Annotated in this window: 20 protein-coding genes; 1 reads left to right on the forward strand and 19 read right to left on the reverse strand. The window is 63.1% G+C overall.

The window, feature by feature from the left end:
• The first annotated feature begins 3 nt into the window (after positions 1-3).
• On the forward strand, positions 4-495 hold the full coding sequence (gene lspA / locus ACYVL5_RS00765) for a signal peptidase II (protein WP_460593634.1): 492 nt from the start codon (positions 4-6) through the stop codon (positions 493-495).
• 362 nt (positions 496-857) lie between these two features.
• Here lspA and ACYVL5_RS00770 read toward each other — a convergent pair whose 3' ends face one another.
• From ACYVL5_RS00770 to recA, 19 genes are all read right to left on the reverse strand, one after another.
• The gene (locus ACYVL5_RS00770; RefSeq protein WP_460593635.1) at positions 858-1,253 is read right to left on the reverse strand and encodes a hotdog family protein; all 396 of its coding nucleotides are present in this window, start codon (positions 1,251-1,253) and stop codon (positions 858-860) included.
• 226 nt (positions 1,254-1,479) lie between these two features.
• Positions 1,480-4,653 (reverse strand): bifunctional [glutamate--ammonia ligase]-adenylyl-L-tyrosine phosphorylase/[glutamate--ammonia-ligase] adenylyltransferase, encoded by a 3,174-nt coding sequence (gene glnE / locus ACYVL5_RS00775; RefSeq protein WP_460593636.1) that lies wholly within the window; start codon positions 4,651-4,653, stop codon positions 1,480-1,482.
• Positions 4,650-5,690, reverse strand: coding sequence for an S-methyl-5-thioribose-1-phosphate isomerase (mtnA, locus tag ACYVL5_RS00780; protein WP_460593637.1), 1,041 nt, complete (start codon positions 5,688-5,690; stop codon positions 4,650-4,652). Before mtnA ends, glnE begins: the two co-directional genes overlap by 4 nt.
• A 195-nt stretch (positions 5,691-5,885) precedes the next feature.
• Positions 5,886-7,328 carry an Asp-tRNA(Asn)/Glu-tRNA(Gln) amidotransferase subunit GatB gene (gatB, locus tag ACYVL5_RS00785; RefSeq protein WP_460593638.1) on the reverse strand — a complete coding sequence of 481 codons (1,443 nt, stop codon included), beginning with the start codon at positions 7,326-7,328 and terminating at the stop codon, positions 5,886-5,888.
• A gap of 112 nt (positions 7,329-7,440) precedes the next feature.
• Complete coding sequence (gatA, locus tag ACYVL5_RS00790) at positions 7,441-8,898, reverse strand: Asp-tRNA(Asn)/Glu-tRNA(Gln) amidotransferase subunit GatA (protein ID WP_460593639.1); 1,458 nt, start codon at positions 8,896-8,898, stop codon at positions 7,441-7,443.
• 81 nt (positions 8,899-8,979) lie between these two features.
• A complete protein-coding gene (gene gatC / locus ACYVL5_RS00795; protein ID WP_460593640.1) occupies positions 8,980-9,267 on the reverse strand; it encodes an Asp-tRNA(Asn)/Glu-tRNA(Gln) amidotransferase subunit GatC in 288 nt (95 codons plus the stop codon).
• A gap of 91 nt (positions 9,268-9,358) precedes the next feature.
• Positions 9,359-10,126, reverse strand: a complete 768-nt coding sequence (gene lptM, locus ACYVL5_RS00800) for a fibronectin type III domain-containing protein (protein WP_460593641.1) — start codon at positions 10,124-10,126, stop codon at positions 9,359-9,361.
• A 4-nt stretch (positions 10,127-10,130) separates the two neighbouring features.
• The gene (gene argH / locus ACYVL5_RS00805) at positions 10,131-11,507 is read right to left on the reverse strand and encodes an argininosuccinate lyase (protein WP_460593642.1); all 1,377 of its coding nucleotides are present in this window, start codon (positions 11,505-11,507) and stop codon (positions 10,131-10,133) included.
• 40 nt (positions 11,508-11,547) lie between these two features.
• A complete protein-coding gene (locus ACYVL5_RS00810; RefSeq protein WP_460593643.1) occupies positions 11,548-12,690 on the reverse strand; it encodes a hypothetical protein in 1,143 nt (380 codons plus the stop codon).
• An 18-nt stretch (positions 12,691-12,708) separates the two neighbouring features.
• Complete coding sequence (locus ACYVL5_RS00815; protein ID WP_460593644.1) at positions 12,709-13,137, reverse strand: NUDIX hydrolase; 429 nt, start codon at positions 13,135-13,137, stop codon at positions 12,709-12,711.
• Between the two features lie 62 nt (positions 13,138-13,199).
• Positions 13,200-14,420 carry an argininosuccinate synthase gene (locus ACYVL5_RS00820; protein WP_460593645.1) on the reverse strand — a complete coding sequence of 407 codons (1,221 nt, stop codon included), beginning with the start codon at positions 14,418-14,420 and terminating at the stop codon, positions 13,200-13,202.
• A gap of 95 nt (positions 14,421-14,515) precedes the next feature.
• Positions 14,516-15,427: an ornithine carbamoyltransferase gene (gene argF, locus ACYVL5_RS00825; RefSeq protein ID WP_460593646.1), complete on the reverse strand. Its 912-nt coding sequence runs from the start codon at positions 15,425-15,427 to the stop codon at positions 14,516-14,518.
• Between the two features lie 176 nt (positions 15,428-15,603).
• On the reverse strand, positions 15,604-16,797 hold the full coding sequence (locus tag ACYVL5_RS00830) for an aspartate aminotransferase family protein (RefSeq protein WP_460593647.1): 1,194 nt from the start codon (positions 16,795-16,797) through the stop codon (positions 15,604-15,606).
• A 155-nt stretch (positions 16,798-16,952) separates the two neighbouring features.
• Positions 16,953-17,831, reverse strand: coding sequence for an acetylglutamate kinase (argB, locus tag ACYVL5_RS00835; RefSeq protein WP_460593648.1), 879 nt, complete (start codon positions 17,829-17,831; stop codon positions 16,953-16,955).
• Positions 17,832-17,973: 142 nt separating this feature from the next.
• Positions 17,974-19,113 (reverse strand): hybrid sensor histidine kinase/response regulator, encoded by a 1,140-nt coding sequence (locus tag ACYVL5_RS00840; RefSeq protein ID WP_460593649.1) that lies wholly within the window; start codon positions 19,111-19,113, stop codon positions 17,974-17,976.
• Positions 19,114-19,385: 272 nt separating this feature from the next.
• On the reverse strand, positions 19,386-22,013 hold the full coding sequence (gene alaS / locus ACYVL5_RS00845) for an alanine--tRNA ligase (protein WP_460593650.1): 2,628 nt from the start codon (positions 22,011-22,013) through the stop codon (positions 19,386-19,388).
• A gap of 164 nt (positions 22,014-22,177) precedes the next feature.
• Complete coding sequence (locus tag ACYVL5_RS00850) at positions 22,178-22,657, reverse strand: regulatory protein RecX (protein ID WP_460593651.1); 480 nt, start codon at positions 22,655-22,657, stop codon at positions 22,178-22,180.
• Positions 22,658-23,812, reverse strand: coding sequence for a type IV pilus twitching motility protein PilT (locus tag ACYVL5_RS00855; RefSeq protein ID WP_460593875.1), 1,155 nt, complete (start codon positions 23,810-23,812; stop codon positions 22,658-22,660). It abuts the gene before it with no gap.
• Between the two features lie 9 nt (positions 23,813-23,821).
• Entirely contained in the window at positions 23,822-24,820 is a 999-nt protein-coding gene (gene recA / locus ACYVL5_RS00860) for a recombinase RecA (protein ID WP_460593652.1), read from the reverse strand.
• Positions 24,821-25,006 lie beyond the last annotated feature (186 nt).

The raw sequence follows: 25,006 nt of genomic DNA on the forward strand, positions 1-25,006 counted from the left end.
CCTATGAAAGCTAGATACGTCATCCTGCTGGTAGTATCTGCCCTGGTGCTGATCATCGACCAGGTGACCAAGCTGTACATCGACAAGAGCATGGTGCTGCACAGTTCGATCCCGGTGATACAGAACTTCTTCAGCATCACCTACCTGCGCAACAAGGGCGCCGCCTTCGGCATCCTGGCCAACTCCGCGTTCAGGCTCCCCTTCTTCATCCTGATCTCCGTGGTGGCGGTCATCGTCATCGTGGTGGCGCTCGGGAAGTTGAGGGAGGACCAGAAGTTCGCCGCCATTTCCCTGTCGCTCATCTTCTCGGGGGCGCTCGGGAACCTGATCGACCGGGTGCGCCTCGGCGAGGTGATCGACTTCCTGGATGCCCACTGGTACCACCATCACTGGCCGGCCTTCAACATCGCCGACTCCGCCATCTGCGTGGGGGTTTTCCTGCTGGCGGTGGATATGCTGCTGGAGGAGAAGAGGAACAAGGCGAAAAGCGAATAGAACGCGGATGACGCGGATTGAGCGGATTTTCGCGGATAAGGCTTAAACCTGAAACATCAATAGAACACGGATCAAATCTGATTGAACGGATTTACACGGATCAACCTTTTTAAAGTTACACCTTGAAACACAACAAAGGCGGATACCCTCTTGGGCCATCCGCCATTGTCATTTGATCCTGCCTTGTCTCTACCTGAGTGAAATATAAAGGCTTTTAGCTTAATCCGCCGTTATCCGTTACATCAGATTTTATCCGTGTTCTAACCGTCTTTGACGTTGGTTTTGCCTTTACCCTAAGATTTAAGGTTTAATCCGCGTAGATCCGCTCAATCCGCGTCATCCGCGTTCTATAGCCTTTGACTTTATTCCGCCTTTATCGAGGTCAGGAACTCCCTCAGCTCCGGCGGTATCCTCTTCGCCTTCATCCCCTCCCCCACGCAGGCGAGCGTCACCCGCGCATCGACCAGCAGCTTTCCCTCGTCCTTCTTGTAGATCCGCTGCCCGGCCACGAAGGAGCTGTTCCGCACGTCGACGATCCGGGTCTCCACCTCCAGCAGATCGTCCAGCCGCGCCGGCGCCTTGTAGTGGATGTCGATATGCACCACCGGGAAGATGATCCCGTCGTCGTGCATCTGGCGCACCGAAAAGCCGTGCCCCCTCAGGAACTCGCCCCTCGCCCGCTCAAGGTAGTTGATATAGTTGGAGTGGTAGACCACCCCGCCGGCATCGGTGTCCTCATAGTAAACCCGTACGTCCATCAGACCTCCAATCTCAAACATATAAAACGTAAGAAACGTAGGGTGGGCAGCCCCTGCCCACCGGTTCACCCACAAGTCGACAAAACGCCCAGGCAATCAGACCGCGTGGGCACAGAGTGCCCACCCTACGGTAACCAAGGTGAGGCGGGAAAACCTCCCTCACCCGGCCTTCGGCCACCCTCTCCCCTAAAGGGGCGAGGGTAGGCGGCGGTTGCCTTCGGCAACACTACCCCGGAGAATCGATATTGAAGAACACCCGCTCGTACACGCCGCGGACGCCGCTGGTCATCCGCTCGTAGTCGGCCATCAGCGCCTCCCCGGGGTTCTTCAGCTGGGGATCGTATCCAAGCCGGCGGGCCAGCTTGTTCAGATACTTCAGGGGACCGCCGAGGTCGTTCATCGAGTAGTCGTGGATGATCCGCAGACGGTTCTCCAGCCGCCGCAGGAACCGGTACCCGTCGAAGAGCGCCTGGCAGTCCTCCTCCGCCAAGAGGCCGAGCTTCCTGATCGACTCCAGGGCCTCCAGGGTGTTGCACCCGCGGATCTCCCGGTATTCATGCCCGTGTTTCAGCTGCAGGTACTGGATGATGAACTCGACGTCCACCATCCCGCCACGGCCGGTCTTGATGTTGTAGCTCCCCTCGCTCTCCTTGGCGAGTTCGTTCTCCATCCGCATCCGCAGCCGATGGATCTCGCTCCGCACGAAATCGTCCGCGCCTTGCCCGTAGACCGCCCGCTCGACGACCTCCTCGACCGCTCTCTTCAGCTTATCGTCGCCATAGCAGACCCGCGCCTTGGTCAGGGCCTGACGCTCCCAGATCTGCGATTCGGTGGAGTGGTAGGTGATGAACGATTCCAGCGAGGTGACCAGCGGCCCGGCGTTTCCGGAGGGGCGGAGCCGGGTGTCGATCTTGTATGCGAACCCTTCCCTGGTCTGGGTCGTCAGCACCAGGATGATCTTCTGGCCGAGCTTGGCGAAGTACTCGCGGTTGGTGATGCTCTTCTCGCCGTCGGTCATCCCCTGCCCGTCGTAGATGTAGATGATGTCCAGGTCGGAATGGTAGTTGAGCTCGTTGCCCCCCAGTTTCCCCATGGCGACGATGGCGAACGACGCCTCGTGCTGCGAGCCGTCCTCCTCCTGCACGATCGGCCGGCCGAAGCGGGAGAGCTCGCCGCGGGCCATCTCGACCGCCGCCTCCAGGCAGATCTCGGCCAGGTTGGTGAGCTGCATGGCCACCTCGGGCTGCCCCATCTTGCCGTTGACGTCGTTCATGCCGATCCGCAGGAATTCCTCGTGCCGATAGCGTCTCATGACATCGAGCCGCTCCTCGAAGTCGTCCGCCTGGGCGAGCTCGTTCTCCAGCTCCGCCGCCATGGAGCTTCGCTCCTTGCGCAGGTAGGCATAGCCCCGCCCGGTCAGGCTGTCGAGGAGCTCCGGGTGGCCGATGAAGATCTTGGAGAGGAACTCGGACATCCCGAAGATCGCCGTGATCAGCTTGAGGATGTCGCGGTTCTCGGCCAACAGCGCATAGACCGTGGACCGGGTCCGGCTCGAGGAGAGGAAGCGCTCCAGGTTGGCGAGGGCGAGGTCGGGGTCGGGGGAGGCGAACACCTCCTGCAAAAACAGGGGAGCGATCTTCTCCAGGGTGTGGCGGGCGCGCTCGGTGAGGTTCTGCTTGGCCGGGCCGTCGCGGAGCACGAGGAGGTTCGGATAGGCGGCGTCCGGGTGCTCGAAGTGGCGCTCCTCCAGCATGTCCTTGATGAGATCGACGTCGGCGCCGGGGTCGAGGAAGAAGTATACCTCGGGGAGCACCTCCTCCTTCAGCCGCTCGTCACGGGAGAGGAAGAGGTCGCCGTAGATGGCGGACACGGTCTGGCGGTGCGCCTCCAGCGCCTCCTGAAACTTTGCGCTGCCGTCCCGCCGTAGGTAGCCGCAACGCCTGGCCAGGGCCGCCATCTCGTCGGGCTTGGTGGGGAGCGCGTGGGTCTGCCGCTCCTGGACCACCTGGATGCGGTGCTCGACGGTGCGCAGGAAGCGGTAGGCCTCGGTAAGTGCGACGCAGTCCGCTTCCTTGATGATGCGAGACTCCCGCAGGATCTGGAGCGCCCGCAGGGAGTTCCGCTCGCGCAGCTTCGGATTCTTCCCGGCGTAGACCAGTTGCAGCGCCTGGATGAAGAACTCGATCTCCCGGATCCCGCCGCGCCCGAGCTTGATGTTGATGTCGGCCTCGTGGAGCCTGGTCAGCGAGGCGTCGATGCGGAGCTTCATCGACATCATGTCCTCGATCAGGTTGTAGTCCAGGTAGCGCCGGTAGACAAAGGGGGCCAGCGAGGCGAGGATGTTCTCCCCCAGCGTCAGCGAGCCGGCGACCGGCCGGGCCTTCATGAGGGCGGCCCGCTCCCAGGACTGTCCCCACGACTCGTAGTAGATCTCGGCCGAGCGCCACGAGGCGGCCAGGTCGCCCGCCTTCCCGTCCGGCCTAAGGCCCAGGTCCACACGGAAGACGAAGCCGTCCTCGGTGACCTGCGAGATGGCGCGGCTGATCATCTCCCCGAGCTTGACGAAGAAGGTATGCAGGGAGATGCGCCCCTTGGTCCCCCCCTTGCCGTCGGGGATCCCGGCACTCTGGCCGCTGTCGGTGGAGTAGAAGTAGATGAGGTCGATGTCGGAGGAGAAATTGAGCTCCCGTCCGCCGAATTTTCCCATCCCGATGACGGTGAACTCGGCCTCCACGGGACCTTCCGGGGTATCGGCCAGGGGGGTGCCGTGTTCGGCGACCAGCTCGCGGTAGGCGGTCTCGTAGGCGATCTGGAGGGTGGCGGCGGCCAGCGACGAGAGCTCCTCGGTCACCTCCTCCAGCGGGGCGAGCCCGTTGAGATCCCTGGTGGCGATACGGAGTACCTCGGCGTACTTGAAACGGCGCAGATGCGGGAAGACTTCCGGGTAGGTGGCACCGGCCGGGACGCGGCTTCGGAGGGCGGCGAGCATCTCGCTCGCGCTCCGCCGGTGCATGACCTCGCGTTCGATGAAGAGCCGCTGAAAGTACGAGGGGTCCTTGCAGATGATGTTGGTGAGGAACGGGGAGGAGCCGCAGATGTTGATGAGCTGGACGACGAACGACCGGCGCAGACAGACGTTGCGGAAGGTGTCGCCGTCGACCACCGAGGTGACGCGCTCGACACCGTTGAGCGCCATGTCCGGGAGCGGGGTGGCCAGCGCGGCGAGGATCAGATCGACGAGCTGTGCCGTCGGGAGCACCTCGCGCAAAAGACGCAGGTTCTCCGCCGAGCGCTCGGGGTAGTTGAAACCTGACCGTTCGAGGAGTTGCGGCAGCCCCGCCGCGCTCTCGACCGACAGTGTGGCGGCCAGCGACGTTGCCAACCCGGTGAGGCGGTTCATAGGCCGACCAGCGCCCTGAGCCCCTTCTCGTAGTCGCCCCGGACGACTCCTTTTTCGGTAATGATGCCGGTGATGTAACGGGCGGGTGTCACGTCGAAGGCGGGGTTTCTCACCTTCACCCCCTCCGGCGCGATCCGCACCCCCTGGATGTGGGTGACTTCCGCGGAGGCACGCTCTTCGATGGGGATGTCGTCGCCGCTGGCGAGCTTCAGGTCGAGGGTGGAGATGGGGGCGGCGACGTAGAAGGGGATGCGGTTCTCCTTGGCGAGCACGGCGACGCTGTAGGTGCCGATCTTGTTGGCGGTGTCGCCGTTGGCCGCGATGCGGTCGGCGCCGACCACCACGAAGTCGATCTGGCCGGTCCTCATCAGCCAGCCCGCCATGTTGTCGGTAAGGAGGGTGACCGGGATGTTGTCCTTCATGAGCTCCCAGGCGGTCAGCCGGGCCCCCTGGAGCCAGGGGCGGGTCTCGTCGGCGAAGACCTTGATCCCCTTGCCCGCCTCGTGGGCGGCGCGGATGACGCCGAGCGCGGTGCCGTAGCCTGCGGTAGCCAGGCCGCCCGCGTTGCAGTGGGTGAGGATGGAGGCGCCTTCCTTGACCAGCGCGCCGCCGTGCCTGCCGATCTCCTTGCAGATCTTCAGGTCGTCCTGCTCGATGCTGATCGCCTCGGCCTTGAGGATCTCGCGGATGGAGTTGAGGTCGAGGTCCTTGTGCTGCTGGGCGACCTTCTTCATCCGCTCCAGCGCCCAGAAGAGGTTGACGGCGGTGGGACGGGTACGGCCGAGCACGTCGCAGACGTTTTCCAGCTGGCGGTAGAACGAGTCGAAGGTGTCCGCGATGATGTCCCGGGCTCCCAGGGCCACCCCCATGGCGGCGGCGACCCCGATGGCGGGGGCCCCCCTGATGATCATGCCGCGGATCGCCTCGGCGACCCCGGTGAAGTCCGTGTACTCGTTGTAGACCTCCTCGCCCGGGAGCTTGGTCTGGTCTATCATGATCACCTTGTTGTCGCGCCACTCGATGGTTCTAAAAGACATGTGCTACCTCGATGGTCCCGCTTTTCGGGGACTGGCTCCGCCAGGTGCCTGTCCCCTTGGTGCTTGTTCTTTTCGGGGACTGGCTCCGTGAGGTGCCTGTCCCCCATGCTTCTGGTTTTGGAGCAAAAGACCGGGAAAAGGAGCCTTCGGCTAGGGGGACAGGCGCCTTCGGAGCCAGTCCCCTTCCCCTGTCCCTTACCCCTTGAGTTTCTTGAGGAGGAGCTCGTTGACCACGGCGGGGTTGGCTTTCCCCTTGGAGGCCTTCATGACCTGGCCCACGAAGAAGCCTAAGAGGGTCTCCTTGCCGGCCCTGAACTCGGCCACCTGGGCGGCGGTCCGCCCGAGCACCTCGTCCACCATGGCCTCGATGGCACCGGTGTCGGAAACCTGCACGAGCCCCTTCTCTTCCACGATCTTGGCCGGCTCCTTGCCGGTCTTGTACATCTCGTCGAAGACGGTCTTGGCGATCTTGCCGGAGATGGTCCCCTTCTCCATCAGCTTCAGGAGATCGGCCAAAAGGGCCGGAGTAACCGGGCATGCGGTGATCTCCTTCCCGTCGTCGTTGAGGGCGCGGGTCACCTCGCCCATCACCCAGTTGGAGACGGTCTTCGGCTGGTTGAAGAGGGCGACCGTGCCCTCGAAGTACTGGGCAAGCTCGCGGCTGGCCACCAGCACCTCGGCGTCGTACTGCGGGAGCCCCAGCTCGCTCATGAAGCGCTCGTACTTGGCCTCCGGGAGTTCCGGGAGATCGGCGCGCACCTTCTCGATCCAGGCCGCGTCGATGATGACGGGGACCAGGTCCGGGTCCGGGAAGTAGCGGTAATCGTGAGCCTCTTCTTTTCCGCGCATGGAGCGGGTGGTGCCGGTGTTGGGGTCGAAGAGACGGGTCTCCTGGATGACCTTGCCGCCCTCGTCGAGGATCTCGGCCTGGCGCTCGATCTCGTACTCGATCGCCTGCTTTATGAAGCGGAAGGAGTTGATGTTTTTAAGCTCGGCGCGGGTGCCGAAGACGTTGGAGCCGACCGGCATGAGCGAGACGTTGGCGTCGCAGCGGAAGCTTCCCTCTTCCAGGTTGCCGTCGCAGATCCCCAGGTACATGACGATCTGGTGGAGCTTCTTCAGGTAGGCGATCGCCTCGTCCGGGGAGCGCATGTCCGGCTCGGAGACGATCTCCAGAAGCGGTGTGCAGGCGCGGTTCAGGTCGACGCAGGAATCGTCGCCGATCCCGGGCACGTCGGCGTGGACGAGCTTGCCGGCGTCCTCCTCCATGTGGATGCGGGTGATGCCGATCCGCTTCTTGCCGCCCGCCTCGGTCTCGATGTCGAGGTGGCCGTGCTGGCAGATCGGGAGGTCGAACTGGCTGATCTGGTACCCCTTGGGGAGGTCCGGATAGAAGTAGTTCTTGCGGGCGAAGACGTTGCGCGGCGTGATGGAGCAGTTGGTGGCGAGGCCGGCCTTGATGCCGTACTCCACCACCTGGCGGTTCAGCACCGGAAGGGCGCCCGGGAAGCCTAAGCAGACCGGGCAGGTCTGCGAGTTGGGGGAGGCCCCGAAGCGGGTCGAGCAGCCGCAGAAGATCTTGGTCTTGGTGGTGAGCTGAGTGTGGACCTCAAGCCCGATCACTACCTGGTATTTCATAGAAAGCTCCGATTGGAGAAGTGTTATGTTTCGGGGACTGGCTCCGCAGGTGCCTGTCCCCTTGGTCCGACGAGGGGGACAGGCACCTGACGGAGCCAGTCCCCTTGTACGCCTAGAGTTCCGCTTTCAGGCCGTGCCACTTGGTCTCGCGCTCGAAGGCGTAGCCCGCGCGCAGGATGGTCTCCTCGCCGAACGGCTTGCCGATCAGCTGCAGACCGATGGGGAGGCCGTTTGCGCTCATGCCGGCGGGGATCGACATGCCGCAGGTCCCGGCCAGGTTCACCGGGATGGTGAAGATGTCGGAAAGATACATCTGCAGCGGGTCGGCCAGCTTCTCGCCGATCTTGAAAGACGGGGTCGGCGCCACCGGGGTGAGGAGGAGATCCACGCTCTCGAAGGCCTTCAGGAAGTCCTGCATGATCAGGGTGCGGACCTTCTGCGCCTTCAAGTAGTAGGCGTCGTAGTAGCCGGAGGAAAGCGCGTAGGTGCCGAGCATGATCCGCCGCTTCACCTCGTCGCCGAACCCTTCGGAGCGGCTCTTGGCGAACATGTCGATGAGTCCCTTGGCGTTCTCGCTGCGGTGCCCGAAGCGGACGCCGTCATAGCGGGCCAGGTTGGAGCTCGCCTCGGCGGTGGCGATCAGGTAGTAGGTGGCGACCGCGTACTCGGTATGCGGCAGGCTCACCTCGCAGATCTCGGCGCCCAGGCTCTTGTAGAGGGCGATCGCCTCGTCCATCGAGCGCTTCACGTCCGGGTCGAGCCCTTCGATGTAGTACTGGGTCGGCAGGCCGATCTTCAGCCCTTTCACCCCCGCCTCCAGGGCGGCGAGGTAGTCGGGGACCGGGGTATCGACCGAGGTGGAGTCCATGGGATCGTGGCCGGCCACCGCACCCAGCATGATGGCGGCGTCCTTCACGTCGCGGGTCATCGGTCCCACCTGGTCCAGGGAGGAAGCGTAGGCGATGACGCCGTAACGGGAGACCCTGCCGTAGGTCGGCTTGAGGCCGACGATGCCGCAGTGGGAGGCGGGCTGGCGGATCGAGCCGCCGGTGTCGGTGCCGAGGGTGGCAGTCGCCTCGCGGCCGGCGATGGCCGCCGCCGAGCCGCCCGAGGAGCCGCCCGGGGTGCACTCGAGGTTCCAGGGGTTCCTGCACGGTCCGAAGTAGCTCGACTCGCAGGAGGATCCCATGGCGAACTCGTCCTGGTTGAGCTTTCCGACGATGACCGCGCCGCGCTCCTTGAGCCTGGCCACCGCGGTCCCGTCGTAGGGGGGGATGAAATTTTCGAGGATCTTGGAGCCGCAGGTGGTGCGGATCCCCTTGGTGACGAAGATGTCCTTGAGGCCGACCGGGATGCCGGTGAGGAGGTCGATGTTGCCGGCGGCGATCCGCTGGTCGGCGGCCTCGGCCTCGGCCAAAGCCTGCTCGGGGGTCACCGTGATGAAGGCGTTCACCTTGCCGTCCACCGCCTCGATGCGGGCGAGCATGGCCTTGGTGGCCTCCACCGAGGAAAGCTCCTTCGCCTTCAGCTTCTCGTGCAGTTCATGTAGGGTGAGGTCGAATATTTCCATTAAAACGCTCCGTTTTGAAAAGTCGGACGCCAGAGCGGTCCGGCCGCTCTGGCAGGTCCGACGTCCGGCAAGAAGCCGGCGCTATTCTATTACCTTCGGCACTCTGAAGAAGTTTTCGGTGTGCTGGGGGGCGTTGGCCAGGGCGGCCTCGATGCCGATCGAGTCCTTCGGCTGGTCCGGGCGGAAGGCGTTTTCCATGGGGACCGCGTGGGAGGTCGGGACGATGCCGTCGGTGTCGAGGGCGTTGAGTTTTTCCACGTAGGCGAGGATGGAGTCCATCTGCGCGGTGAAGGTGTCGAGCTCGGGCTCGGAAAGCTCCAAACGGGCGAGCTTGGCTACGTGCTCGACCTCTGCTCTGGTGATTTTCATGGGTGCTCCAACGGGCGCCAACGGGCGTCCTGGGGGTGGTGATAGACTACCGGTTATTATCACGAACGGCGTTAAAAGGCAAGGTGACCACCTAGTCGCGCCCGCTCATGGAGGCGGTGGCAGGGTTGGACGGTGCGCTCTCCAACAGGTCGTTGCCGACCTTGGCGAGGGAGGTGGCCCAGTAGGTGTAACGGGTCCCGATCAGGACCTCGGTGTCCTCGAACTTGTTGGCGATGGCGGACACGGTACGGTACGGGGTACGCGGCATCGGACTCCCCTCCTTGGCACGGTAGAGGCGGTATCCCTCCGCCGTCCCCTCCTCGGGGGGGATGCTCACGAAGGCGACCACCACCCCGCTCTGGGAGGGGAGCGCCTCGAGGACCGGCGGGAACGGAACGGTCGCGGCCGTCCGCCGCACCTTGTTGGAATCCTTGCTCTGCACGCCGTCGGTGTTGAAGGAACGAAGCTTGTACTGGTAGCTCTTCCCCTTGACGAGATCGGCATCCCGGGTAACGAACAGCCCGTCCACCCGCTCGACCCCCTTGAGGTAATCCAGATCGATCCGCACCGGCGGGCCGTAGGCGGTCGGGCACTCTTCGCAGTCTTCGGAGGGGGGGAGGACCACCCGTTTGAAGAGGAGGAATCCGGCCAGGTCGTTGAGACGCCCCCCCCCTTCTTCCCTGCCTGGAGCGGACCAGCTGATCTCGAAGCGGCCGTTCTTCTGGGCCACCGCGAGGTCGGTCACCGGCGCGGGCGCGAGCGCCTCGGGAGGGATGAGCGGCCCCTTCTTGCCGCAGCCGGAGAATAGGAGGCCGGCCCCCAGGGCGAGGGCCAGTATCGATCGGGTCACTACCGCCACGAAGCTAGCGTCCTTCCCTGGCGCGGGCGATCTCGGCCTTCACCCGCTCGAGCGCGGTGCCGCCGGTCGCCTTGCGGGCGTTCACGGAAGCCTCCAGGGTGATGAAGTCGAAGATGTCGGCGTCGATCCTCGGTGAGAATACCTGCCACTCGGCCAGCGAGAGCTCCGGGATGTCCATCTGGTTCTCGATGCAGTAACGGACCGCCTTCCCCACCACCTCGTGGGCGTCGCGGAAGGGAAGTCCCTTGCGGACCAGGTAATCGGCCACGTCGGTGGCGGTGGAGAAGCCGCCCCCTGCCGCATTCTTCATCCGCGCCTCGTTCACCTTCATCTCGCGGACCATGTCCGCAAAGATCTTGAGGCTCCCCTTCACGGTGTCGATGGTGTCGAAGAGCGGCTCCTTGTCCTCCTGCATATCCTTGTTGTAGGCGAGCGGGAGCGACTTCATCACGGTCAAAAGCGCGATCAGGTTGCCGTAGACCCGGCCGGTCTTGCCGCGCACGAGCTCCGGGACGTCCGGATTCTTCTTCTGCGGCATGATGGAGGAGCCGGTGCAGAAGGAGTCGGTGAGCTCCACGAACTTGAAGTCGCTGGTGGACCAGAGGATGAGTTCCTCCGAGAAGCGGGAGAGGTGCATCATCAGGATCGAGGAGGCGGAGCAGAACTCCAGTGCGAAGTCGCGGTCGGATACCGAGTCGAGCGAATTGCGGGTCACCTCGGGGAAGCCCAACTGCTCGGCCACGAACTCGCGGTCGATCGGGAAGGTGGTCCCCGCGAGCGCGCCGGCGCCCAAGGGGAGCACGTTGGTCCTCTTCAGGCAGTCTTCCATCCGCCCCTTGTCGCGCTTGAGCATCTCGTAGTACGCCATCATGTGGTGCGAGAAGAGGATCGGCTGGGCGGTCTGCAGGTGGGTGAAGCCCGGCATGATCACCGAGAGGTTCTCCTCGGCCTGGAAGAGGAGCGAATCCATCAGCTTGTCGATGTACTGGGTGATCTCGGCCAGCTCGTCGCGGAGGTAGAGGCGGATATCGAGCGCCACCTGGTCGTTTCTGGAGCGGCCGGTGTGGAGGCGCTTGCCGGCGTCGCCGATCTTCGCGGAAAGCCTCGCCTCGATGTTCATGTGGATGTCTTCCAGCGAAACCGAGAAATCGAACTCGCCGGCCTCGATCTGGGCCAGGATGTCGTTCAGCCCGTTCACGATGGCGTCGACGTCTTCCTGCGGAATGATCCCCTGCTTGCCGAGCATGGTGGCGTGGGCGATGGAGCCGCGGATATCCTGCTGGTAGAGGCGCTTATCGAAGTTGATGGAGGCGGTGAATTCCTCGACGAATTTGTCGGTGGGCTGGGTGAAACGTCCCCCCCAGAGCTTGTCTTTGGACATGATGATCTCCTGCTGCGTAATGTTTTCCTGGTGAAGCCGGTTAAGCGATCCCTTCCGCCCCATCCGCCGCCTTGACCCAGCCGTTCCCCGGCTCCCAGTGCAGGACCGAATGGACCTTCAAGGGGACCCGGGAGCTCCGCGGGTCGAGCTCGTGGTGGAGCGGAAGGTTGAAATAGTAAAGCCGGGTCCCGGGGCCGAATCTCAGCCGGCAGACCGGGGTGCCGTGGAAATCGTCGCTGGAGAATTCAATCTCCTGGTAGGGCATCATCTTGTGCTTGCCGCTGATCACCGCGTAGGAGACGCCGTAGCAGGAATCGCACTGGATGCCGTCGATCTCACTCTCGTTGGAGGAGTTGCCGAAGACGGTGATGGTGTCCCTGACGCCGGGGGTATCCTCCAGGTACTCGCCGTAGAAACCGGTCAAAACCTCGCGGTAGGAGCGGTGTTCCGGCTTCGGGTTGCACTGGATCACGAAGATGGCGTCCAGGGACTGCCTCATCGTGAAGAACATGTGGTCGGCGTGGTCGATGATCTGCCGGATGTTGGAGGAGTAGAGGTCCCGGTAGAGGTAGTCGAGACAGATCAGCGTCATGAAGTTGAAGCAGGCCGGCTCGCCGCAGAAAAGGTAGAAGTGGCGCCCCCGGTAGAGGTCGTGGTCCTTGTCGAGGAACTCCTCACCCCGGAAGGGATGGGTCTTGGCCTCCAGGAAGACCTTCAGCTTACCCTTGGCGTCCTTCACGGCGATGCAGCACCAGTTGACCGGCATCCCGAGGATGTCCCCGGAATCGATGTCCGCCTCCACGAGGTCGATGGCCTCCGCGTTGTCCGCGTGGTGGCGGATCAGCATGGTGCGGTACTCCCGGAGAGTAATCTGCTCCAAGCCGAACATGATCACCGTGTTGTTGCGGAACTCCTTCCCGATGAAGTCGATCATCTCGTCGAAGCGGGAGACCGGCACCGCGCACTCGGGGAACATCAGGAAGTGGAGCCTCTTGAGGTTCCCCTCACCTTCCGCAACCAGGTCCAGCACCGACTTCACCTGCCGCCATTTCTCGTCGGGGTCCTCCAGGCAGAAGAGATGGTCGCGCCGCTTCAACCGGTTGGGAAGCTGGGCGATCATGCAGTGGAGGTGGTGACCCAGGGGAAACTCGAGCTGGAGGTGTTTCTCGATGATCTTGGCCATGGCGATGTCGGTGATCTGTTATGGAGAGGCGAACATCTTGTCCAGGATGAAGCGGGCGCCCGCGGGAATCTTGTACTGGTTGAAATCCGCGGGCTTTACCCAGCGCGCCTCCTGCACCTCTTCCTCGTTGTGCTTCACATCGCAAAAGAGCGGGGCGCAGCGGTAATAGATGATGATGAAGTGGTAGTTGTCCTCGCCGGGAGTCACGTGCTCGAAGATATCGACCAGGTCGCCGACCTCCACCTCGAGCCCGACCTCCTCCCGGACCTCGCGCTTGAGCGCCTTGACGATCGGCTCGCCCAGGTCGATCTTGCCACCGGGCATGACCCACTCGCCCTGGAAAGGAGGGACCCTGCGCTGGGTAAGGAGGACCTGCCCCTCGCTGTCGACGATGACGGCGACCACCGAGGTGACGATGTGATTGGCCTTGAAAGCTACTGCGTCCATAAAAATGGGATAGGGGCACGAACGCGCTCGTGCCCCTATGACCTCCTGATGCTGCCTGATGACTACTTCTTCTTGTTGGCTTCCATGAGGGAGCGGATCCGCAGGCGGAGCGAGTTGAGCTTGATGAAGCCCTCGGCGTCGGCCTGGTTGTAGACCTGGTCCTTCTCGAAGGTCGCGAAGTCGAGGTTGAAGAGCGAGTTGGACTCGGACTTGCGGCCGACGGTGCGGCAGTGCCCTTTGTAGAGTTTCACGCGGGCGACGCCGTTGACGGTCTTCTGGGAATCGTCGATCAGGGTCTGCAGCATCTCGCGCTCCGGTGCGAACCAGTAGCCGTTGTAGACCATCTCGGCGTAGCGCGGGATCAGGGAGTCCCTGAGGTGCATGACCTCGCGGTCCATGGTGATCTGCTCGACGGCCATGTGGGCCTCGCGGAGGATGGTGCCGCCCGGGGTCTCGTAGACGCCGCGGGACTTCATGCCGACCGAGCGGTTCTCGAGGAGGTCGACGCGGCCGATGCCGTGCTCGCCGCCCAGGGTGTTCAGGTGGGCAAGAAGCTGGGCCGGGGACATACGGACGCCGTCGACGGCTACCGCGTTACCCTTCTCGAATTCGATCTCGACGAACTGCGGCTTGTTGGGAGCCTTTTCCGGGGACTTGGTCAGGACGTACATCTGCTCGGGCGGCTCTGCCCAGGTATCCTCCAGGATGCCACCTTCGAAGGAGATGTGGAGGAGGTTGCGGTCGGAGGACCAGGGACGCTTCTTGGTGATCGGGATCGGGATCCCGTTCTTCTTGGCGTAGTTGATGAGCGCCTGGCGGCTGTTCAGCTTCCACTCCCTCCAGGGGGCGATGACGGTGATGGCCGGGTTGAAGTGGTAGTAGCCGAGCTCGAAGCGGACCTGGTCGTTACCCTTGCCGGTGGCGCCGTGGGAAACGGCGTCGCACCCTTCGATCTTGGCGATCTCCATCTGGCGCTTGGCGATCAGCGGACGGGCGATGGAGGTGCCCAAGAGGTAGTGCCCCTCGTAGATGGCGTTGGCGCGGAACATCGGGAAGACGAAGTCGCGCACGAACTCTTCCTTGAGGTCGTCGATGTAGACCTTGTCGGCGCCGGTGGCGAAGGCCTTGTCGCGGATCGGGTCGAGCTCGTCGCCCTGGCCGAGGTCGGCGGAGAAGGTCACGACTTCGCAGCCGTACTCGTTTTTGAGCCACTTGAGGATGATGGAGGTATCGAGCCCGCCGGAGTAGGCGAGGACGATCTTTTTGACTTCTTTCTTAGCCATGGGTTCTCCTTAGGATTTCTGTATTAGCTCTACAGGATGATGGTCCCGACTACTAGTTGTTCACGCTCCCCCTTGTCAAAGGGGGGGATTTGCGGTTATTTCATCAGCGTGGCCATGATGGCCTTCTGGACGTGGAGGCGGTTTTCGGCCTCGTCCCAGACCACCGAGTTCTTCCCTTCGATGACGCCGTCGGTGATCTCCTCGCCGCGGTGGGCGGGGAGGCAGTGAAGCACCACGCACTCCGGCTTGGCGAGGGCGAGGAGCTCCTCGTTCAGCTGGTAGCCGGCGAAGGCCTTCTCGCGGATCTTCTGCTCCTCTTCCTGCCCCATGCTGGCCCAGACGTCGGTATTGAGGACATCGGCCCCTTTGACCGCCTCTTTGGGATCGCGGGTGACGACGATCCTGGAGGTGGCCTTCGCACGAGCCCACTCGAGCACGGTGGCGTCCGGATCGTACCCTTCCGGGCAGGCAAGCGTGAGGTCGAAGCCGAAGATGGCGGCCGCCTCGATCCAGGAGTTGGCCATGTTGTTGCCGTCGCCGACCCAGGCGAACTTTAGACCTTCATACCCCCCCTTGTGCTCGATGACCGTGAAGATGTCGGCCATGATCTGGCAGGGGTGGTGAAGATCGGTGAGCCCGTTGATGACCGGGACGGAGGAGTACTTGGCGAACTCCTCGACGGTGGCCTGGGCGAAAGTACGGATCATGACGCCGTCGCAGTAGCGGGCGATGACGCGGGCGGTGTCCTTGATCGGCTCGCCGCGCCCCATCTGGGAGTCCTTGCCGGAGATGAACAGCGGATGGCCACCCAGCTGGTACATCCCGACCTCGAAGGAGATCCGGGTGCGGGTGGAGGATTTTTCGAAGATCATGGCCAGGGTCTTGCCCTTGAGGACGTGATGCTCGACGCCGCTCTTCTGCTTCTGCTTGAGCTCCTTGGTCAGCGCGAACATGGCGTCCAGTTCAGCCTTGGAAAAGCGGCTGAGGGCGAGGAAGTCTTTTTCCATAGGATGGCGTCTCACCTTTCTTTGAAAGTTTTTCGAAACAGACGTAGGTCGCGTTGAGGAACGAAACGCGACGTGATCGCCGCAGCGTCGAGGCAATCGGTCGCGTTTCACGGTGAGGCTGTTCAACGCGACCTACCCTTCTCGCCCCCTCCCTCCAGGGGAGGGGGGAAGAGGGGTTATTTCATATCTTCCAGGATGCCGGTCAGGATGGAGAGCATCTCGTCCACCTCCTTCTTCCCGACGATGAGAGGCGGGACGAAGCGGAGTACCTTCTCCTGGGCGCAGTTCAGGAGAAGGCCGCGCTCCAGCGCCTTCTTGACGATGTCGCCGCCGGGGGCGTTCAATTCCACTCCGATCATGAGGCCGATGCCGCGCACGTCGGCGATGACGGGGAACCTGTCCTTGAGCGCCTCCAGCTCGCCCATCAGGTACTCCCCGATCTCCTCGCAGCGGTTGAGGATCCCCTCGCTCAGGATGGTGTTGACGGTGGCGATCCCCGCCGCGGTCACCAGCGGGTTGCCGCCGAAGGTGGAGCCGTGGGTGCCGGGTACGAAGGCCTGGGCGATCTCGTCGGTCGCCAGCATGGTCCCGATGGGAGCGCCTCCCGCCAGCGCCTTGGCGAGCGTCATGATGTCCGGGGTGACGCCGAAGTGCTCGTAGGCGAAGAGCTTCCCGGTTCTGCCCATCCCGACCTGGACCTCGTCGAAGATGAGAAGCAGGCCGTTCTCGTCGCAGATCTTCCTGACTTCCTGGAAGTAGCTCGCGTCCGGGACCACCACGCCCCCTTCGCCCTGGATCGGCTCCAGCATGATCGCGCAGGTGCAGGGGGAGATCGCCTCCCTGAGCGCCGCCGCATCATTGAAGGGAACGTGACGGAAACCGTGGAGAAGGGGATCGAAGAATTTCTGGACCTTCTCCTGGCCGGTGGCCGAGACGGTCGCCATGGTCCGTCCGTGGAAGGAGCTCAGGGCGGTGATGATCTCGTAGCGGTCGGCGCCGTGCTTCTCCCGGCTGTAGCGCCGGGCGAGCTTGATGGCGGCCTCGTTGGCCTCCGCGCCGGAGTTGCAGAAGAAGGCCTTGTCCGCGAAGCTGTGGCTGCAGAGGAGCTCGGCGAGCTCGATCTGCTGCGGGATGTGGTAGTAATTCGAGCAGTGGATCAGCTCGTGCGCCTGCTTGCTCAGTGCGGCGGAGACCGCCGGGTGGCAGTGCCCGAGGTTGTTGACGGCGACGCCGGCCAGGAAGTCGAGGTACTTCTTGCCGTCCGCGTCCCAGACGTAGCACCCCTCCCCTTTCACGGGGACCAGCGGGTACCGCCCGTACGTTTTCATGATGTATTTGTCAGCCTTTTCAATCCAGGCAGCAGAATTCATAGAATCTCCTTCAAAACCTGTTCTACGTTCTATGTTCTACGTTCTAGGTTGTGAAGCCATTCGACTCCACAAGCACAAGAAGTAGAACCTGCAGGTTGTACAAGTCAGATCAACGTAGAACTTAGAACCTAGAACTTAGAACTGTTATTAGCCGTTTACGCCTCTATCTCCGTCCCGATCCCGACGTTGGTGAAGATCTCCAGCAGCACGCAGTGCTCGATGCGGCCGTCCACGATGTGGGCCTTCTTGACACCGGCGGCCAGCGCATCGGTGCAGCAGCTCACCTTCGGGATCATCCCGCCGGTCACCGTCCCGTTGTCGATCAGCCCCGGGATGTCTGCCAGGGCGAGGGAGGAAAGGAGCTCCCCTTCCTTGTTCTTCACCCCGGAGACGTCGGTAAGCAGCATGAGCTTCTCGGCCTTCAAGGCCGCCGCCACCTTACCGGCCACCACGTCGGCGTTGATGTTGTAGCTTTCCCCGTCTCGGCCCACCCCGATCGGCGCTATGACCGGGATGAATCCTCCTTTTTCCAGGGCCTCGAGCAGCGCAGGGTTGACCTCCACGACGTCGCCCACAAAACCGATATCCACCTTCTCGATGCTGCCATCCTCGCGCCTTACATCCTGGAGCAGCTTCTCGCAGAGAAGGAGGTTACCGTCCTTACCGGAGAGACCGGCCGCGCGACCGCCGTGCTGGTTGATGTAACCAACCACCTCGCGGTTCACCTGCCCGGTCAGCACCATTTCCACCACGCCCATGGTCTCGGCGTCGGTGACTCTCATCCCCTTCACGAACTCCGACACGATGCCGTAGCGCTTGAGGGTCTCGTTGATCTGGGGCCCGCCACCGTGCACGATCACGGTGTTGATGCCAATGTATTTGAGGAGGATGACGTCCAGCGCGAACGACTTCCGCAGCTTCTCGTCAGCCATCGCATGGCCGCCGTACTTGATGACGATGGTCTTACCGGAGAAACGCCTGATATAGGGGAGAGCCTCCATGAGAGTGCTCGCCTTTTCTATGAGTTTCTGCATGACAGTCCTCGATCTTAAATACTAGGGGGCAGGCACCTTTTGACAAAGGAGCCAGTGCCCTTAATTAAATCCGAGTGGAAAGAGGCTAATATAGCACAAAGGGGGAGATAATCAACTCCAAATGGGGGAAATGAGGGGGCTTTCAGCCGCTTTGGGCGGCATTGAGGGGAATGGAGATCTCGACGCGGGTCCCTTCACCGAGCTCGCTGTCGATCGAGATACTGCCGCCGTGCATCCTGATGAATTCACGGGCATAGAAGAGGCCGAGACCGAAGCCGCGGACCTGGCCGGTACGGTCGGCGTCGACCTGGTAGAACTTCTCGAAGACCTTGGGGAGATCCTCCTTCGCGATGCCGATCCCCTCGTCCTCCACCACCACCCGGCAGGCATGGTCGGAGGTGCCCAGGGAGACCTTGATGGTGCCCTGGTCGTCGGAGAACTTGATGGCGTTGTCGATGATCTGCTGCAGGGCGAAGGTGATCCGCTCCTGGTCCAGCATGATCTCGGGAACCGGGGTCAGGTCGAGCTTGGTCTCCAGCCCCCGCTTTTCGGCGCGGCTCACCGCGCGGCTGAGAAGCTTGGGGACCAGGGAATTCAGGTCGCACGGCTCCCGGTGCAGCGAGCGGTCGCTGTCCATCACGGTCGAGAAGGAAAGGAGGTCGGTGACCAACCGCCCCAGGTGGCAGGCCTCCTTGTACACGAGCCCGATGTTCTCCCGGGTGACCTCGTCATCCGGGTCGTAGACGCCGGCGGCGAGGTTCTCCAGGAACAGCGAGATCGAGGTGATCGGCGTGCGGAACTTGTGGGAGATGATGGAGAGGAAGTTGGATTTGAAGCGGTCGAGGCTCTTGAGGTTGGCGATCTCTTCCTTGAGCGCCTTCTTGACCAGCGCCTTGTCGACGGCGCTTTTGAGCTGCAGGAGGTTGAGGGGTTTGGTGATGAAGTCGTCGGCGTCCGCCTTGAGCGCCTTGAGGATCAGCTCCTTGTCGGCGAAGCCGGTCATCATGATGACCACCACGGTCGGCTCGCGGTCCTTGATCCGCTTGAGGAGCTCGAGGCCGTCCAGCCTCGGCATCATGACGTCGGTGAGGACCACGTCGATGCCGCCGCGTATGAAGATGTCGAGCGCCTCTTCGCCGTCGCCGGCCTCGACCGTCGTGTAGTCGTGGAGGGCCCGCATGCACAGGTCACGAATGACCGGCTCGTCATCCACCACCAGGATCGTCTTTTTATCCCGATTCTGGAGCAGCGCCAGGTCCGACTGCTGGGTAAGTTCGAGCATACTCCGGCACCTCGTACGACGTTACTGACAACCTTCCACGAAATTTTCCCTCACCCCTCCCCCTCTCCCGGAGGGCGAGGGGAAATGGACTCCCACCTCTTTCGTGAAGGACGGAGGCTGAGGCCTTTCTCTTTACCCTCGCCCTTCAGGGGAGAGGGTGGCCGAAGGCCGGGTGAGGGAGGTTCTATCGCCCCCCCGCGCCCCCGTCCCCGTCCCCGTCGGCCCAAGGTTCCCTCCCCTTCAAGGGGAGGGACAGGGTGAGGATGGGGGTGTTATCCGACGATGTTATAGACCGCTTCCAGCGCTTCGGCCAGGTTCTCGGGCTTGGACCCGCCGGCCTGGGCCAGTTCGGGCTTGCCGCCGCCGTTGCCGCCGACGATCGGGGCGATGGCCTTGATGATGTCGCCCGCCTTCCAGCGCGAGGTGAGGTCGGAGGTGACCGCCACCAGGAGGTTGGCCTTGACGCCGTCGGCGGTCCCCAGCACGATGACGCCGGAACCGATCCGCTCCTTGAGGGTGTCGGAAAGCTCGCGCAGCCCCTTGGCGTCTCCATCCACCTTGACGGCGAGGATCTTTACCCCGTTCTGCTCGCGGACCTGCTGGATGAGGTCGGCGGACTTGGAGGCGTTGAGGCGTCCCTGCAGGGTTTCGAGCTCTTTCTGCAGTTCGCGCTGGCCAGCCATGACTTTCTCGACCCGATCCACCACCTGGCCCGGTTCGGCCTTCAGCAGGGTGGCGATGGTGCGCTGCTCGTCCTCGAGCGCGTGCACGAAGGCGAGGGCGCCGCTGCCGGTCTGGGCCTCTATCCTCCTGACCCCGGCCGCGATCCCCATCTCGGAGACGATCTTGAAGAAGCCGATCTCCCCCGCGCCGTGCACGTGCGTGCCGCCGCAGAGCTCGGAGCTGACGTCGCCCACCTTGACCACGCGGACCACGTCGCCGTACTTCTCGCCGAAGAGGGCGGTGGCGCCGGAGGCCAGCGCCTCGGTGGCCGCCATCTCGCGGGAGTCGACGGTGGCGTTGTCCATGATGTGGGCGTTCACCAGGGTCTCCACCCTGCGGATCTCATCGGCGGTCATGGCGGAGAAGTGAGTGAAATCGAAACGGAGACGGTCGGGAGCCACCAGCGAGCCGGCCTGCTTGACGTGGTCGCCGAGCACTTCCCGCAGGGCGGCCTGCAGGAGATGGGTGGCGGTGTGGTTGCGGGCGGTGGCGGAGCGCTTGGCAGTGGCAACCTTGAGATCGGCGGCCTCGCCGGCGCGGACGCTGCCGGAGACGACCTTGCCGCGGTGCACGATCAGGTCCGGGTACGGGCGCAGGGTGGTGGCCACCTCGACGTGCCCGGAACCGGTGGAGATGACGCCGGTGTCGCCAGCCTGGCCGCCGGACTCGCCGTAGAACGGGGTGGTGGCGGTGACGATCTCGACCTCCTCCCCTTCGTTGGCCTCTTCGACCACGATGCCGTTCTTGATGATCGCGCTGATCGGGGAGTAGGCGGTCTGCTCGCTGTAGCCGACGAAGTTAGTGGAGATGCCGGTGCCGTGGAGCTCCTTGTAGATGTTGGCGAGCCCCTCTTCCCCGGAGCCTTTCCAGTTCTCGCGGGCCTTGGCGCGCTGGCGCTCCATGCAGAGGGCGAAGCCGTCCTCGTCGAGGGTGAAGCCTTCCGCCTCGACGATGTCGGCGGTGAGGTCGACCGGGAAGCCGAAGGTGTCGTACAGCTTGAAGACCACCTCGCCGGAGATCACCTTCTCGCCGGCGGCCTTCAGGCGGCCGGTCTCCTCGTTGAGGATGGCGAGGCCGCGGTCGAGGGTCTCGGCGAAGCGCTGCTCCTCGGCCAGGATGACCTTCTTCACGTAGTTCTCGCGCTCGATCAGCTCCGGGTAGGCGTCGCCCATCATGAGATTGACGGCATCGACCACCTTGTACATGACGGGATCGCTGATGCCGAGCATCTTGGCGTGGCGGGCGGCGCGGCGCATGATGCGCCGGAGAACGTAGCCGCGCCCCTCGTTGGAGGGGAGGACGCCGTCGCAGATGAGGAAGGTGATGGCGCGGGAGTGGTCGGCCATGACGCGCATGGAGACGTCGTCCTTCTCGTCGGTCCGGTACTTCTTGCCGGCCAGGGTCTCGATGTGGCGGATGATCCCCTGGATAAGGTCGGTGTCGTAGTTGGAGGTCACCCCCTGCATGACGGCGGAGATACGCTCAAGGCCCATGCCGGTGTCTACCGAGGGCTTGGGGAGCGGGGTGAGGGTGCCATCCTTGTCGCGGTTGAACTGCATGAAGACGTTGTTCCAGATCTCCATGTAGCGGTCGCAGTCGCAGCCGACGGCGCAGTCGGGGCTGCCGCAGCCGGTGCCGGGGCCGTTGTCCCAGAAGATCTCGGTGCAGGGGCCGCAGGGGCCGGTGTCGCCCATGGCCCAGAAGTTGTCCTTCTCGCCGAAGCGGTAGATGCGCTCGCGGGGCACCCCTTCCTGGGTGTGCCAGATGTCGGCGGCCTCGTCGTCGTCGTTGTAGACGGTCACGTAGAGGCGGTCCGTGGAGAGGCCTAAGTCCTTGGTCAGGAATTCCCAGGCGAAGCCGATGGCTTCCTTCTTGAAGTAGTCGCCGAAGGAGAAGTTGCCGAGCATCTCGAAGAAGGTGTGGTGGCGGGCGGTGCGGCCGACGTTCTCGAGGTCGTTGTGCTTGCCGCCGGCGCGGACGCATTTCTGGGAGGAGACCGCCCTCACGTAGTCCCGCTTCTCGAGACCTAAGAAGGTGTCCTTGAACTGGTTCATCCCTGCGTTGGTGAAAAGGAGGGTCGGGTCGTTTCTGGGAATAAGATTGGAACTCTCTACCAGGGTGTGTCCCTTTTTCTGGAAGAATTCGAAGAATCTGGCCCGGATCTCTCTACCTGTCATGTACTAACCTCTAATCTATTTGAATTTAAAAACAAAACATAAAATCTTTGAACGCGGATTGACGCGGATGCAGCGGATCGACGCGGATAAATCTAAAGCATGAGGGGAACTGCTGTTCTTTTTAAAAGTCTTTCCGCCTGATCCGCTCAATCCGCTCAATCCGCTCAATCCGCCTCATCCGCGTTCCATGCCGTTGACTTCAGTTGCCTGAATATCGCCGACAGCGAAAAACCTTTCCTCTGCAGGTACCCGATGATCCGGCGCCGCTCCTTCTCGGTGGCGGTCTCGGGATCGAAGCTCGCGAAGCGCCGCTCCATCATCTCGGCCAAAAGCTCGTGCTCGCCGTGCTCGGCCTCGATCTCCGCCATCACTTCCGAGACGATGGCGGGGGAGACGCCGCGACGGGCCAGCTCCATCTTCAGCCGGACCCCGTACCCCCTGCCGTTTCTCACCGCGGCGGCGGCGAACTGGCGGGCGAAGCGGGCATCGTCCAGGTAGCGGAGCTCCTTGAGCCTCGCCACCGTGTCGATGACCACCTGCGCCTCGAATCCCTTCTCGCGGAGCTTTCTCGAAAGCTCCGCCTCGGAATGATCCCGCAGGGTCAGCATCCGGAGGGCGCTATCGAGGGGGGAGCGCTCCTTCACCTAGTACTTCTCGATCACCATGTCCCCGCCGCCGTCAGACGGGGTCTCTTCCTTGGTGAAGTCGTCCCAGGTCGCGTTGGAGGTGGAGGAAATGCCGGAAACCTTGAGGGCGAAGTCGTCGGGATTGCTGGACTGGCGGAGTGCCTCTTCGTAGGTGACAAGCTTCTTGGTGAAAAGCTGCATGAGCGACTGGTCGAAGGTCTGCATGCCGTAGCTCGTGAACCCCTGGGCGATCGCCTCGGGGATCTGCTTGGTCTTCTCCTTGTCGTCGATGCAATCCTTGATGCGGGCGGTGCCGACCATGACCTCGACGGCCGGCACGCGCCCCTTGCCGTCGGCGCGGGGAACCAGGCGCTGGGAGATGACCCCCTTCAGGATCCCGGCCAGTTGCATCCTCACCTGCCGCTGGTGGAAGGGAGGGAATACCGAGATGATCCTGTTGATGGTCTCGGCGGCGTCCAGGGTGTGCAGGGTGGAGAGCACCAGGTGGCCGGTCTCGGCGGCGGTGAGCGCGGTCTCGATGGTCTCGTAGTCCCTCATCTCGCCGACCAGGATGACGTCCGGGTCCTGCCTGAGGGCCGAGGTGAGCGCCTTGCCGAAGGAGAGGGTGTCGAAGCCGACCTCTCGCTGGCTGATCAGGCTCTTCTTGTCCTTGTGCAGGTACTCGACCGGATCCTCGATGGTGATGATGTTGCAGGTCCGGTTCTCGTTGATGTGGTCGATGATGGAGGCGAGGGTGGTCGACTTGCCGGAACCGGTGGTCCCGGTGACCAGCACCAGGCCGCGCTGCTCCAGGGCGATCTTCTTCAAGACCGGCGGGAGGTTAAGCGCGTCGAGGGTCGGGATGGCGATCGGGATGGCGCGGAGCACCATGGCCACCGTCCCGCGCTGGGCGAAGACGTTGACCCTGAATCGCCCAAGGCCAGGGACCCCGTAGGAGAGGTCGGCCTCGTAGTTCTCCTCGAAGATCTTCTTCTGGCGGTCGTTCATGATGTTGAACGCCATGGTGCGGACCGCGTCGTTGGAGAGCCGCTCGGCGTTGGGGATGGCCCTGAGTGCCCCGTCGATCCTGATGATCGGGGGAAGGCCGGCCTTGAGGTGGATATCCGACCCCTTGGCCTTCATGGCAACCGCCAGAATCTCGTTTAGTTCCATTGCCATGGCTTATACCGCCGGAGCGGCGGCCTCCGGAGCGATCAACTTCTGCCTGATCTCCTCGGTGATCTCGGGGTGCTCCTTCAGGAAAAGACGGGAATTCTCGCGCCCCTGGCCGATGCGCTCCTTGCCGTAGGAGAACCAGGCCCCGCTCTTCTCGACGACGTTGCGCTCGACCGCCAGGTCGAGGACGTCCCCTTCCTTGGAGATCCCTTCGCCGTAGAGGATGTCGAATTCGACCTCTTTGAAGGGAGGAGCCACCTTGTTCTTGACCACCTTCACGCGGGTGCGGGAGCCGATCATGTCGTTGCCCTGCTTGAGGGCGGCGATCTTGCGGATGTCCATCCGGACCGAGGCGTAGAACTTGAGGGCGTTACCGCCGGTGGTGGTCTCGGGGTTGCCGAACATGACGCCGATCTTCATCCTGATCTGGTTGATGAAGATGACGCAGCAGTTGGACTTGGAGATGATGCCGGTCAGTTTCCTCAAGGCCTGGGACATCAGGCGGGCCTGGAGACCCATGTGGGAGTCGCCCATGTCCCCTTCGATCTCGGCCTTGGGGACCAGGGCGGCCACGGAGTCGACGACGAGCACGTCGATGGCGCCGCTTCTCACCAGCGTCTCGGCGATCTCGAGCGCCTGCTCGCCGGTGTCCGGCTGGGAGACCAGCAGGTCGTCGGTCTTGACCCCCAGTTTCCTGGCGTAGCCGATATCGAGGGCGTGCTCGGCGTCGATGAAGGCGGCGATGCCGCCGGACTTCATGGCCTCCGAGATGATGTGCAGCGCGAGGGTCGTCTTACCGGAGGACTCCGGTCCGAAGATCTCGATGACGCGGCCGCGGGGGACGCCGCCGACGCCGAGGGCCAGGTCGAGCGACAACGAGCCGGTCGGGATGGCGGCCACGTCCGGCAATGGCTCGTCGTTGCCGAGCCTCATGATGGCCCCCTTGCCGAACTGCTTCTCAATCTGGCCCAGGGCCAGCTCAATCGCCTTATCTCTATCCTGCATCGCCATCTCGTATATCTCCTCTCCGGGGCTAGGTCCCGGTCTTTAATGGAAAATTGGAGTCAATGACACATAACACAACCATCGGCCGCTTTCAAGCGGCGAAAAGGAGTGACACCTCGTTCTAAGTTCTACGTTGTGTACCCGGCGGCCACCGCTCCCGCAGGCTGAGCGACTTATGCACCAAAC

The sequence above is a fragment of the Geomonas sp. Red276 genome (assembly GCF_054784495.1).